10 protein-coding genes are annotated in these 12,869 nt (G+C 70.2%); all 10 read right to left on the bottom strand.

All coding sequences use genetic code 11. The features are described from left to right. Positions 1-183 precede the first annotated feature (183 nt). Positions 184-975 carry a TIGR03936 family radical SAM-associated protein gene (locus tag OTB20_RS05270; RefSeq protein ID WP_267815596.1) on the bottom strand — a complete coding sequence of 264 codons (792 nt, stop codon included), beginning with the start codon at positions 973-975 and terminating at the stop codon, positions 184-186. A 130-nt stretch (positions 976-1,105) separates the two neighbouring features. Continuing rightward, entirely contained in the window at positions 1,106-2,176 is a 1,071-nt protein-coding gene (locus OTB20_RS05265) for a hypothetical protein (protein ID WP_267815428.1), read from the bottom strand. Between the two features lie 74 nt (positions 2,177-2,250). Next, the gene (locus tag OTB20_RS05260; protein ID WP_267815427.1) at positions 2,251-4,176 is read right to left on the bottom strand and encodes a TIGR03960 family B12-binding radical SAM protein; all 1,926 of its coding nucleotides are present in this window, start codon (positions 4,174-4,176) and stop codon (positions 2,251-2,253) included. A 72-nt stretch (positions 4,177-4,248) separates the two neighbouring features. After that, a complete protein-coding gene (locus OTB20_RS05255; RefSeq protein WP_267815426.1) occupies positions 4,249-5,766 on the bottom strand; it encodes a CYTH and CHAD domain-containing protein in 1,518 nt (505 codons plus the stop codon). 82 nt (positions 5,767-5,848) lie between these two features. Next, on the bottom strand, positions 5,849-7,051 hold the full coding sequence (rodA, locus tag OTB20_RS05250) for a rod shape-determining protein RodA (protein ID WP_267815425.1): 1,203 nt from the start codon (positions 7,049-7,051) through the stop codon (positions 5,849-5,851). Positions 7,052-7,066: 15 nt separating this feature from the next. Next, positions 7,067-9,244 carry a penicillin-binding protein 2 gene (gene mrdA, locus OTB20_RS05245; RefSeq protein ID WP_267815424.1) on the bottom strand — a complete coding sequence of 726 codons (2,178 nt, stop codon included), beginning with the start codon at positions 9,242-9,244 and terminating at the stop codon, positions 7,067-7,069. Positions 9,245-9,257: 13 nt separating this feature from the next. Next, positions 9,258-9,962: a rod shape-determining protein MreD gene (gene mreD / locus OTB20_RS05240; protein WP_267815423.1), complete on the bottom strand. Its 705-nt coding sequence runs from the start codon at positions 9,960-9,962 to the stop codon at positions 9,258-9,260. 12 nt (positions 9,963-9,974) lie between these two features. Next, positions 9,975-10,922, bottom strand: a complete 948-nt coding sequence (mreC, locus tag OTB20_RS05235) for a rod shape-determining protein MreC (RefSeq protein WP_267815422.1) — start codon at positions 10,920-10,922, stop codon at positions 9,975-9,977. Positions 10,923-11,086: 164 nt separating this feature from the next. Beyond that, positions 11,087-12,106, bottom strand: coding sequence for a rod shape-determining protein (locus tag OTB20_RS05230; protein ID WP_112453164.1), 1,020 nt, complete (start codon positions 12,104-12,106; stop codon positions 11,087-11,089). Positions 12,107-12,402: 296 nt separating this feature from the next. Next, positions 12,403-12,813, bottom strand: a complete 411-nt coding sequence (gene ndk, locus OTB20_RS05225; RefSeq protein WP_214950910.1) for a nucleoside-diphosphate kinase — start codon at positions 12,811-12,813, stop codon at positions 12,403-12,405. Positions 12,814-12,869: the final 56 nt, after the last annotated feature.

The raw sequence follows: 12,869 nt of genomic DNA, 5'->3' as shown, positions 1-12,869 counted from the left end.
GCACGGCTCCGCGCGATGAGCGGGGAGCCGGCCTCCGGGGCGCGTTCGCCACACGGGAGCTCAGTTCAATGGCCGCCGGTTCCGTACGTGGTAGTCCGTACGGCCTGGCGGAAGTCTTCAGGTCTGTGCGCGGCCCGACCCAGGTGGCTCCCGAGTCCCAGGGCTGCGCGACGACGACGATCCCTACGCGGCGGGACCTTCCGGCGCCTTCGCGTCGGCGGGTACGGCCACCGTGGATGGGGCGGTCGTATCAGCCTCGCGGTCGGGCGCGAGCGGGTCGGTCACCGTGCCGGACTCCTCGTCGAAGAGCCCCTGCGCCAGCCTGGTCACCGCAGCGGGGACCGGCGGCGTTAGGTCGGCCACAGCTCGGAGACCGGACAGGACGTCGTCGGGTCGCACGGCAGGTGTCAAATGCCGAACAACCAGCCGCAGTATCGCACAAGCATTGTCCAGAGGCCTATCAGCCGCTGCGGCGGCCGTGACGGGAACCACTTCCAGACTGACCACGGCGCCGCGCGTGTCGAAGGTCCGCATGCCGTTCTTGGTGCGGCGCTGGACCTCCACGCTCTCCGCCGCGAGGAAGGCTGCGACCGCCCGCTCGGCGTCCGCGGGGTCCACGCCGTCCAGACGCAGCTCCCACACGGAGGCCGTCAGCCGCTCGGCGAGGCCGGAGGTGTGCGCCTCCACGGCGTCGATGATGTCGAGGCCGACGGGCATCGACTCGTCGAGCAGTGCGCGCAGCTTCGCGGGGTCGCGGGGCTCGGCGAGGGCGATCTCGAGGTACTCGGCCTCGCTGCCGGTCCCGGTCGGGGCGGCGTTCGCGTACGAGACGCGGGGGTGCGGGGTGAAGCCCGCCGAGTACGCCATGGGCACCTCGGAGCGGCGAAGCGCCCGCTCGAAGGCGCGCTGGAAGTCACGGTGGCTGGTGAACCGGAGGCGGCCGCGCTTGGTGTAGCGCAAGCGGATGCGCTGCACCACCGGTGCGGGAGGCGGGCCTTCGGGCTGTCGCTTGCCCAGTGGTTCATCTCCTTGTGCGGGGCTCCGCGGCTCGCGCGTCGCCCAAGGTCTGTGGGGCCTGCGGGCGGCGCCTGCCGTGCCCTCCGGCTCACCCCTGCTTGTGCAAGGAGATCTCGGGGGCGGGCGCGTCGCCTGCGGCTGTGTTACTACCCAGAGTACGCGCCCGTGACCTCGCCGGTTCCCTGCCGGTCCCCCCGAACAGCGCCCGCCGCACGTCGGCCCGCGCCTCGCGCGCCGCGAGGCGGGAGGTCCGCCACACGTCGCGGACGGCGTTCCCGACGGGGGTGAGGACCTGCCGGTGCACCGAGCGGGCCGCGACGCGCGCCACGTTGGCGAGGGGGGTGACCACGTGTCGGCGAACCCAGACCACGGGCCGCACGACGAGCCCGCGCCACAACCACACGAGCCCGCGCCACAGCGCTCGGCTCACTCGCCCCGCGAGGTGCCAGGCGCTGACGAGCAGCCGGCCCAGCGGCGCGAGCAGGTAGGCGTACACCCCTCGCCCGAGCGGCGCGGCCACGTACCTCCACAGCGCCTGCGCCGGCAGCACGAGCAGGTACGTGACCAGGGCCGTGACCAGCCAGGCGGCGGCCCGGCCGAGCGGCAGCAGGACGTACCGTCCGACCGGGACCAGCACGAACCGCCAGAGTCCGAACCACGGCCAGACGAACAACGTCATCCCCAGCGCCCAGCCGGCCCACGCCAGCCCCTTGCCCACGGGACGCAGCAGGTACCGGAGCAGCCCGTCCCCGAGCGGCCGCAGCAGGTAGGTGTGGGCGCCGCGCGCCAGCCACCCGATCCCCTGCCCGAGCGGCAGCAGCGCGTACGCGTACACAGCCCGCCCGCACCAGGCCAGCCCCTGCCCGACCGGGACGACGGCGTACCGCCAGAGTCCCACCCACGGCCAGTAGAAGACCGCTTTGAGCAGCACCCCGATTACCCGGCCGAGCCCGCGCAGCACCGGCAGCAAAACCTGCTCCCAGAGCGGCCCGAGGACGGTCCGGTGCAGCATCCGCGCGGCGGCGGCGAGCAGGTCCCACACCACCCGCACGGGCAGCACGATCAGCACGGCCACGATCTTCACGGGGATCCGCACGACCCCGACCAGACAGCCGTCGCCCTGCGGTGGCCTCGGCTCTTCTCGTTCCATGAAGGTCATGAAGGTAAGGACACACCAGGGGCCCCCGTCGTTGCGACGGGGGCCCCTCGATGCGTATGTGTTACCCGATCAGGTCACTTCACGACCGACAGCGGCAGCAGTTTCTGGCCGGTGGGGCCGATCTGGATGCTCGTGTCCATCTGCGGGCACACCCCGCAGTCGAAGCACGGGGTCCAGCGGCAGTCCTCGACCTCGGTCTCGTCGAGGGCGTCCTGCCAGTCCTCCCAGAGCCAGTCCTTGTCCAGGCCGGAGTCCAGGTGGTCCCAGGGCAGGACCTCCTCGTAGGTGCGCTCGCGGGTCGTGTACCAGGCCACGTCGACGCCGTAGGCGGGGAGGGTCTTCTCCGCCGCCTGCATCCAGCGGTCGTAACTGAAGTGCTCGCGCCAGCCGTCGAAGCGGCCGCCCGACTCGTACACGGCGCGGATGACGTCGCCGATGCGGCGGTCGCCCCGGGAGAGGAGGCCTTCGACGATCCCGGGCTTGCCGTCGTGGTAGCGGAAGCCGATGGAGCGGCCGTACTTCTTGTCCCCGCGGAGCTTGTCGCGGAGTTTGCCCAGGCGGGCGTCCGTCTCCTCGGCCGACAGCTGCGGCGCCCACTGGAAGGGGGTGTGCGGCTTGGGGACGAATCCGCCGATCGACACCGTGCAGCGGATGTCGTTCTGGCCGGATACCTCGCGGCCCTTGGCGATGACGTTGACCGCCATGTCGCCGATCTGGAGCACGTCCTCGTCGGTCTCGGTCGGCAGGCCGACCATGAAGTACAGCTTCACCTGGCGCCAGCCGTTGCTGTACGCCGTGGAGACGGTCCGGATCAGGTCCTCTTCCGAGACCATCTTGTTGATGACCTTGCGCATGCGCTCGGAGCCGCCCTCGGGGGCGAAGGTCAGGCCGGAGCGGCGGCCGTTGCGGGTGAGCTCGTTGGCCAGGTCCACGTTGAAGGCGTCCACGCGGGTCGACGGGAGGGACAGGCCCACCTTGTCGTCGCTGTAGCGGTCGGCCAGGCCCTTGGCGATGTCCGCGATCTCGCTGTGGTCGGCCGAGGAGAGGGAGAGGAGGCCGACTTCCTCGAAGCCCGTGGCCTTGAGGCCGCGCTCCACCATTTCGCCGATGCCGGTGATGCTTCGCTCCCGTACGGGACGCGTGATCATGCCGGCCTGGCAGAAGCGGCAGCCGCGGGTGCAGCCGCGGAAGATCTCCACGGACATCCGCTCGTGGACGGTCTCGGCGAGCGGGACCAGGGGCTGCTTGGGGTAGGGCCACTCGTCGAGGTCCATGACGGTGTGCTTGGACACGCGCCACGGCACGCCGGAGCGGTTCGGGACGACGCGGCCGATGCGGCCGTCCGGCAGGTACTCGACGTCGTAGAAGCCCGGCACGTACACGCCGCCGGTCTTCGCGAGGCGCAGCAGGACCTCTTCGCGTCCGCCCGGGCGGCCTTCGGCCTTCCACGCGCGGATGATGTCGGTCATGTCGAGGACGGCCTGCTCGCCGTCGCCGATGATCGCGCAGTCGATGAACTCCGCGATCGGTTCGGGGTTGAAGGCCGCGTGGCCGCCCGCGAGGACGATGGGGTGGTCGACCGTACGGTTCTTCGCCTCGAGCGGGATGCCCGCGAGGTCCAGTGCCGTCAGCATGTTGGTGTAGCCGAGCTCGGTGGAGAAGGAGAGCCCGAAGACGTCGAAGGCCCCGACCGGACGGTGGGAGTCGACGGTGAACTGCGGCACCTTGTGCTCGCGCATCAGCTCTTCGAGGTCCGGCCACACGCTGTACGTGCGCTCCGCGAGCACGCCCTCGCGCTCGTTCAGCACCTCGTAAAGGATCATGACGCCCTGGTTGGGGAGTCCGACCTCGTACGCGTCCGGGTACATCAGCGCCCAGCGGACGTCGGTGCTTTCCCAGGGCTTGACGGTGGAGTTGAGCTCACCGCCGACGTACTGGATCGGCTTCTGGACGTGCGGAAGCAGGGCTTCGAGCTGAGGGAAGACCGACTCGGTCATCACGCGACTTTCGTGAAGCGGGCAGGGGGCGACTCTCAAGCGTACCCCGGGGCCCGGCGCCCACCGCCCGAAAGATCAACCGCGCACCGCCCCCGCCGGATCCGCGGCCGCCGCCCACAGGTGCGGCAGCTCCCGCTCCCGGCGCTCGGCCAGGGCCTCTTCCCGGGCGTAGAGCACGCCCCAGGTGAAGGCCGACTCCCCCGCGCCCGCCGCCTGGATGGCGAGGCCGCGCAGGGCCTCCCGGGCGACGACCCCGTCCCGGTGGTCGCCGAGCAGGGTCTGGACGGCCTTCACCGCCTTGGCCAGCCGGCGGGCTGGTTTGCCGAGGGCCGGGGCCGCCGCCTCGGCCGCGTACCGGGCGCGCTTCGCGGCCTTGCGGGCCTCGTGCAGGGCCAGGTCGCGGCCTTGACCCGGGTCCATGGCCAGGGCGCCCTCGATCCGGCCGGTGAGGCGTTCGTAGTCTCCGAGGACCGCGGCGGGCAGGGCCGTCGTGGCGGGCCGGCCGGCGGCTTTGCGCAGCGGCGGGTCGGCCAGCAGGGCGTCGAGGGCGTCGAGCAGGGCCACGTAGCGCCTGCTGTCGAGGGCGGCCAGCGCGGCGCGGCGCGAACCACTGCGGCGGGTCGTGTTCCAGACCTTGAGGCGGCCGCGGACCGGGCCCAGCACCAGGGTGCGCGGGAGGTCGTCGAGCCCGGTCCGGATCCGCTCCATCAGGACTTCCTGGTCGCGGTCGATGCCGAGTGCGGTGGCGAGCCAGCGGAGTTCCTCGCCGAGCGGGCCGGTCTCGGCGGGGTCCAGGATCCGGCGGTAGGTCTTGAAGGCGCTGCGCAGCCGGCGGGTGGCGACCCTCATCTGGTGGACGCAGTCGGGCAGGTCCCGGCGTACGGCGGGGTCCTGGGCGATCAGGGTGTCGCGCTGTTCGCGCAGGTACGAGAGCACGTGTGCGCCGGCCGTGTCCCCGGCGGGGCCGGGCCCGGGCCGGGCCGGAGGCTGCGCGCCGGTCTCGGTCAGCGCCCGGGCGAGCTTCGAGGGGGCGTCGCTGACCCGGAGGCCGGCCTTGTGGAAGGTCTTCTCCACGGCGTCGAGCAGTGCCGGGTCGGCCCCGTCGGCGAGCTCCACCTCGACTTCGGTCCAGGCGGCGGTGGTGTCCGCGCGTTCGGCCACCACCGCGTCCGTGGACAGCTCCGCGAGGAGGGCGCCGTCGGTGTCGAGGAGGTGGCTGACCTTGCGCGAGGACAGGAGCCTGACCTGTGGTTCCAGTGGGGTGTCGCGGACGCGGGAGCGCAGCAGCGCGGTCAGCTCGTCCGGGACGGTGTCGCCGAGGGGTGCGGTGATCTCGTCGCGCACGCCCGGGGCGACGGGCAGTTTGAGGTGCCAGCCGGCGTCCTTGCCGCCGGTGCGGCGGCGCAGGGTGAGGCCGTCGGAGGCGAGCCGCTGGTCGGGGGTGTCGTAGTAGACGGCGTCGAGCTCGGCGGTGCCCTGGTCGGTGACGGCCGCGATGGCGGCCGTGCCCGTCAGGTCGGGCACCTCGCGCCGTCCGGCCTTGGTGGTCCTGAACTCGAATTTGCGCTCGATCTCGCGCTTCGTGTCCGCCATGAATCGAACGTAGTCCTGTACGGAACACGACGGGAGGGGAAATTGGGAGGCGAGGCGGAAAAACGGCTCCGGAACTGCCGGATCAGGCCGACATCGGCCGCTGCACCCTGATCGACTGGAGCAGCCCGATGGCCACCCACACGGCGAACATCGACGATCCTCCGTAGGACACGAACGGCAGTGGCAGTCCGGCCACGGGCATGATCCCGAGGGTCATGCCGATGTTCTCGAAGGCCTGGAAGGCGAACCAGGCGATGATCCCGGCGCACACGATCGTTCCGTAGAGCTCGGTGGTCTCGCGGGCGATGACGCAGGCGCGCCACAGGATGACCCCGAGCAGCACCAGGATCAGCCCGGCTCCGACGAAGCCCAGCTCCTCCCCCGCCACCGTGAAGACGAAGTCGGTCTGCTGTTCCGGCACGAACTGGCCCGTGGTCTGCGAACCGTGGAAGAGCCCGGAGCCGGTCAGTCCGCCGGAGCCGATCGCGATGCGCGCCTGGTTGGTGTTGTAGCCGACGCCGGCCGGGTCGAGCTCGGGGTTGGCGAAGGCCGCGAAGCGGTTGATCTGGTACTCGTCGAGGATGCCGAGCTGCCAGATCAGGATGGCGCCGGCGGCGCCCGAGCCGAGCAGGCCCAGCACCCAGCGGTTGGAGGCGCCGGAGGCCAGCAGGACACCGAGCACGATGACGACCATGACCATGACGGAGCCGAGGTCGGGCATCAGCATGATGATGCCCATCGGGGCGGCGGCGAGGCAGAGCGCCTTGACGACCGTGCGGTGGTCGGGGTGGGCGAGGTCGCCCGCGTCCACCCGGCCGGCGAGCAGCATCGCCATGCCCAGGATGATCGTGATCTTGACGAATTCGGAGGGCTGCAGCGAGAAGCCGCCGCCGACCACGATCCAGGCGTGGGCGCCGTTGATGGTGGCGCCCAGCGGGGTGAGGACGGCGAGGATCAGGACGACGGAGAGCCCGTAGAGGACCGGTACGGCCCCGCGCAGGGTGCGGTGGCCGAGCCAGATGGTGCCGATCATCAGCACGAGGCCGATGCCGGTGTTCATGGCGTGCCGGAAGAGGAAGTAGTACGGGTCCCCGTTGTTCAGCGAGGTCCGGTTGCGGGTCGCCGACCACACCAGCAGGGCGCCGATGAGGGAGAGGGCGAGCGCCGAGAGGAGTATCGGCCAGTCGAGCCGGCGCACCACGGAGTCGCGGGCGGTGAGTTTGGCCATCGCTCCCCGCTGCTCCGGCGCGTAGCCGGAGACGGAGAACTTGTTCGCGGTCTGCATGTCGGGTCTCGGTCCTCAGTCCTGGCGCGCGGCGGGTGGTGCGGGTGGTCCGGCGAGCGCGGGCGGTGCCAGTTCCTCCGGGGACGGCGGCACGTAGGGCGTGATCTCGGGGTTCTCGATGCTGCCGTCGGGCAGGATCCTGGGCAGTTTCGCCTCCGGCTTGGGCAACAGGGCCTTCTTCGGGTCCTGGACTCCGGCCATGGTGAGGCCGTAGATGGCGTTGTAGACGTTGCGCACCGCGGGACCGGAGGCGCCGGAGCCGGTGCCGCCCTGGGAGATCGTCATCACGATCGTGTAGTCCGCGGTGTATGTGGCGAACCACGAGGTGGTCTGCTTGCCGTAGACCTCCGCGGTACCGGTCTTGGCGTGCATCGGGATCTGCTTCTGCGGCCAGCCGCCGAAGCGCCAGGCGGCGGTGCCGCGGGTGGCGACGCCTTCCAGCGCGGCCTCCATCTTGCTCCGGGTTTCCTCGGTCATCGGCAGTTTGCCGTGGGCCTGCGGCTTGATCTCTTCGATCTTCTTGCCGTCGGCGCTGATGATGGCCTTGCCGATGGTGGGGTTCCACAGGGTGCCGCCGTTGGAGATGGCCGCGTAGATGGTCGCCATCTGGATCGGGGTGACGAGGGTGTCGCCCTGGCCGATGGAGTAGTTGACGGCGTCGCCGGCGCGCATGAGGTTGCCTTCGAGGCAGTTCTCGTAGGACAGCAGCTCGACGTAGGTGCCGCCCTTCTTGCCGGTCTTGCACCACCCGTCCTTGTTGACCTCCCAGAACCGCTGCTTCCAGCCGCGGTCGGGGACGCGGCCCTTCTCCTCGCCCGGCAGGTCCACACGGGTCTCGGCGCCGAGGCCGAACTCGTGGGCGGTCTTGTAGAAGATCTCGGCCGGGCTCTTCTTCGGGTGGAGTCCGCCGTCCTTGAGCCACTGCTGGTGGCCGAGGGCGTAGAAGACGGTGTCGCAGGACACTTCGAGGGCCCGGCCGAGGGTGATGGAGCCGTGGCCCTGGGACTCGAAGTTCTTGAAGACCTGGCCGCCGATGGAGTACGAGCTCGGGCAGGGGTACTCGCCGTCGAACTTGTATCCGGCGTTGACCGCGGCCGCCGTCGGGATGACCTTGAAGATGGAGCCGGGGGCGGCCTGGCCCTGAATGGCCCGGTTCATGAGGGGGACGTTGGAGTCCTTGGCGGTGAGCTTGGCGTAGTCCTTGCCGGAGATACCGCCGACCCACACGTTCGGGTCGTAGGTGGGGTTGGAGGCCATGGCCACGATGCGGCCGGTCTTGGACTCCATGACGACGATGGCGCCCGCGTCGGCCTTGTAGGGGACGCTGGTGTTGCGGTCGATCTGCTTGCGCGCCTCCAGCATGGCCGCGTTCAGCTCGTACTCGGCCACTCCCTGGACCCGGGCGTCGATGCTGGTGACGAGGTTGGCGCCGGGGACCGCCCGGTCGTTCCTGGCCATGCCGATGACCCGGCCGAGGTTGTCCACCTCGTAGCGGGTGACGCCCGCCTTCCCGCGCAGTTCCTTGTCGTACGTGCGCTCGATGCCGAAGCGGCCGACCTGGTCGGAGCGCAGGAACGGCGAGTTGGTGTCCTTCGCCCTGACGATCTCGTCGTCGGTGACCGGGGAGAGGTAGCCGAGGACCTGCCCGGTGTTGGCGCCGCCGGGGGCCGGGTAGCGGCGTACGGCGGTGGGCTCGGCGGTGATCCCCGGGAAGTCCTCGGGGCGCTCGCGGATCTGCAAGGCCTGCTGGGTGGTGGCCTTGTTGGTGACCGGGATGGGCTGGTACGGGGAGCCGTTCCAGCAGGGCTGCGGCGTCTCGTTGTTGCAGAGCCGGACCTTGTCGGAGACGTCCTGTGACCTTATGTCGAGGACGCCCGCGAGCCGGGCGAGCACCGTCTTGCCGCGGTCCTTCATCTTCATCAGCTCGGTGCGGCTGGCGGAGACGACCAGGCGGGTCTCGTTGTCGGCGAGGGCGACCCCGCGGGCGTCAAGGACGGAGCCGCGCACCGCCGGCTGGACCACCTGCTGGACGTGGTTGTTCTTGGCCTCGTCGGAGTACTCGTCGCCGTTGCGGATCTGGAGGTACCAGAGGCGCCCGCCGAGCGTGAGGAACAGGGAGAAGACGAGCACCTGGATGATCACGAGCCGGATCCGAACCCGGGAAGTTCGGCCGGTTTCCGCAATGTTGGTCACGTGGACTCCTCCCTCACAGCTTCTTGACGCTCTTCACACCCTTGATTCCCTTGACGCCCTTTATCCGGCCGGCCCGGTTGGCGCGGCTGCGGGCCGTCTTCATGCGCAGGCCGCCGCGCTGGCTGCCGATCCGCAGCCCGGTACTGCCGGCCAGCCAGCCGGAGGCGATGTCCTTGCCCTTCGGCGGGCCCCCGTTGGCGTCGACGGCCATCGGGTCGTTCTCCGCGCGACGGGCCAGCGCCATGATGAACGGCACGGTGAAGGGCGCGAGCAGCAGGTCGTAGAGGACCGCCGTGAACAGCAGTCCGGTCAGTCCCACGTGGCGGGCGGCGGTGTCGCCGACCAGGGCGCCGACACCCGCGTAGAGCAGGGTGGAGGCGAAGGCTGCGCCGACGACGGTGAGCATCGGGCCCCAGGCGGAGCGGAAGCGTCCGGTGTCGGGGCGGACCAGGCCGGCGACGTAGCCGATGACGCAGAGCACGAGCGCGTAGCGGCCGGCCGCGTGGTCGGCGGGCGGGGCCAGGTCCGTGAGGAGGCCGGCGGTGAAGCCGATGAGTGCGCCGCTGACGCTCCCGTACACGAGTGCGAGGGCGACGACGGTGAGGAGGACCAGGTCGGGTACGGCTCCGGGGAGTTGGAGCCGGCCGAGGACGGAGACCTGGACGACGAGGGCGACCACGACGAGCGTGCCCGAGAGGAGGATCCGGTTGAAACGCATGGTGATCGGCTCCTACTCGTCGACCGGCTTGCCGGACGCGGACGCGCCGGTTGACGGCGTCACCGTGACGGTGACCGTCGGGGTGGGCTTGGGTGCCTCGGGCTTGGGCGGCAGGACCGCGTCGCGGGGATCCTCGCGCGGGGGCATCACCACGACGCCGACGATGTCCAGGCGCGAGAAGCCGACGAACGGGCGGACCCAGATCGTGCGGGTCAGGTCGCCGCGCGAGGGGTCGACCTTGACCACCTCGCCGATCGGGACGCCGGGGACGAAGGGCTTGTTGCCGCGCGAGCCGAAGGTGACGAGGCGGTCACCCGTGTTGATCTTGGCTTTGCCGTTGAGCATCTGCACGGAGAGCGCCCGGTCGCCCTGACCAGTGGCGAAGCCCAGTTCGCCGGTCTTCTCCAGGCGGGTGCCGACGGTGAAGTCGGGGTCGTTGGCGAGGACCACCGTGGCGGTGTCGGGGCCCACGGTGGAGACCCGGCCGACGAGTCCGTCCCCGTTGAGGACGGTCATGTCGCGCTCGATGCCGTCCTTGCTGCCCGCGTCGATGGTGACCGTCCAGGAGAAGCCCTGGGCCGCTCCTATGGCGATGACCTCGGCGCCCTTGATGCCGTACTGCCCGGCGCCGGCCCGCTTGAGCATCTCGTCGAGCTCCCGGATCCGGCTGCGGGTCTGGTCGTCGCTGCCCAGCTTGGCCTTGAGCGCCGCGTTCTCGCGCTCCAGCGAAGCGATGCGGTTGTGCCGCTCGCCGGAGTCCCGTACCGCCCCTATGGCGTTGGCGACCGGGTCGACACCCTTCGCCACGCCCTTTTCGACCGGCCCGAAGACCGCTGCGGCGGCCTGCCGGGCACCGTCGACCGGCGAGTCCTCGCCCGTCCTGATGTCCACCGTGATCAACGCGAACGCGATGGCGATCAGAAGCACCAGGAGCAGCCGGCTTTCTCGTGTGTCCCTCACGTGCGGCGGCCGTGCCTTCCTCATAGTTACCTGTGCGGCGAAGCCGCTCCGGTGGAGCCGGGGCTCGAACCGGACCTTGCCTGTATATCAACGATCCGCCGCACGGGCCCGGCAGCACCCGTACGGCGGATCATTTGTGTTCCACCGCCTCGCGGCGGGCCGGATCAGCGCCGGGGCTGGGCGTCCAGCACCTGCTGGAGCGCCTCGAACTCCTCTACGCACTTGCCGGATCCGAGCGCGACGGAGTCGAGCGGATCCTCGGCGATGTGGATCGGCATGCCCGTCTCGCGGCGCAGCCGCTCGTCGAGGCCTCGCAGCAGGGCGCCGCCTCCGGTGAGGACGATGCCGCGGTCCATGATGTCGCCGGAGAGCTCCGGCGGGCACTTGTCGAGGGTGGTCTTGACCGCGTCGACGATGGCGTTGACCGGCTCCTCGATCGCCTTGCGGACCTCGGCGGCCGAGATCACGACGGTCTTGGGCAGGCCCGAGACCAGGTCGCGGCCGCGGATCTCGGTGTGCTCGTCCTTGTCGAGGTCGTACGCCGACCCGATAGTGATCTTGATCTGCTCGGCGGTGCGCTCACCGAGGAGGAGCGAGTACTCCTTCTTGATGTGCTGGATGATCGCGTTGTCGAGCTCGTCGCCGGCCACCCGGATGGACTGTGCCGTGACGATTCCGCCGAGGGAGATGACGGCCACCTCGGTGGTGCCGCCGCCGATGTCCACGACCATGTTGCCGGTGGCTTCGTGGACTGGCAGGCCCGCGCCGATGGCGGCGGCCATCGGCTCCTCGATGATGTGCACCTGGCGGGCACCGGCCTGCGTGGACGCCTCGATGACGGCGCGGCGCTCCACTCCCGTGATGCCGGAGGGCACGCAGACCACGACGCGCGGGCGGGCCAGGTAGCGGCGCTTGTGGATCTTGAGGATGAAGTACCGGAGCATCCGCTCGGTGATCTCGAAGTCGGCGATCACGCCGTCCTTGAGGGGCCGCACGGCGACGATGTTGCCGGGCGTGCGCCCGATCATCTTCTTCGCCTCGGTGCCGACCGCCAGGATGCCACCGGTGTTCGTGTTGATGGCGACCACGGACGGCTCGTTCAGGACGATTCCCCGGCCCCTCACGTACACCAGCGTGTTGGCGGTCCCGAGGTCGATCGCCATGTCACGGCCGATGAACGACATGTAGTTCCCCTTGTTCCCCATGAGGAGCGTCTGGCCTTCCAGTTGATAGCGGCTGCTGTCAGGTCGGCGAGGCGGGTGTGTGGGTGGAGGCCCCATCGTAGTGCCGCGAGTACGGACACCGCGCGACGGGACTCCGGCGATACCGCCGGAACGGTTACCCGCCCCCTTAGTGGTGACGTCGTGTCCTGTCCATGCGTTCCCGAATACGCCCGGTAATACCGCAGGGCGACCGAAATTACTTCGGTCGCCCCAGGTCATGAGCGCTATTCGGCTGATGTTGCGTCAGAAAAGAGTGATCAGAGCGCCGGGAAGAACAGCTTCAGCTCACGCTCTGCGGACTCCTCGGAGTCCGACGCGTGGATCAGGTTCTCCCGGGTGACGGTACCGAAGTCACCCCGGATGGAGCCGGGTGCGGCGGCAATCGGGTCAGTGGGTCCGGCCAACTGGCGGACACCCTCGATCACGCGCTCCCCTTCGACGACCAGGGCCACGACCGGGCCGCTCGCCATGAAGCCCATGAGCGGCTCGTAGAACACCTTGCCCTTGTGCTCGCCGTAGTGCGCCTCCAGGGTCTCCTGGTCCAGCGTGCGCAGCTCCAGCGCGGGAATGGTCCAGCCGGCCTTCCGCTCGATACGGCCGACGATCTCGCCGATCAGGCCGCGACGAACGGCGTCGGGCTTGAGGAGGACGAGCGTGCGCTGGGTCATATGGGTAACTCCTTGCGGCATACGGGTGCGGTCCGACGAGGCTACAGGTGCCCCGG

The organism is Streptomyces sp. H27-H1 (assembly GCF_026627445.1).
In the GTDB taxonomy this organism is placed as follows: domain Bacteria; phylum Actinomycetota; class Actinomycetes; order Streptomycetales; family Streptomycetaceae; genus Streptomyces.
This window is presented reverse-complemented; position numbering and strand designations above follow the sequence as displayed.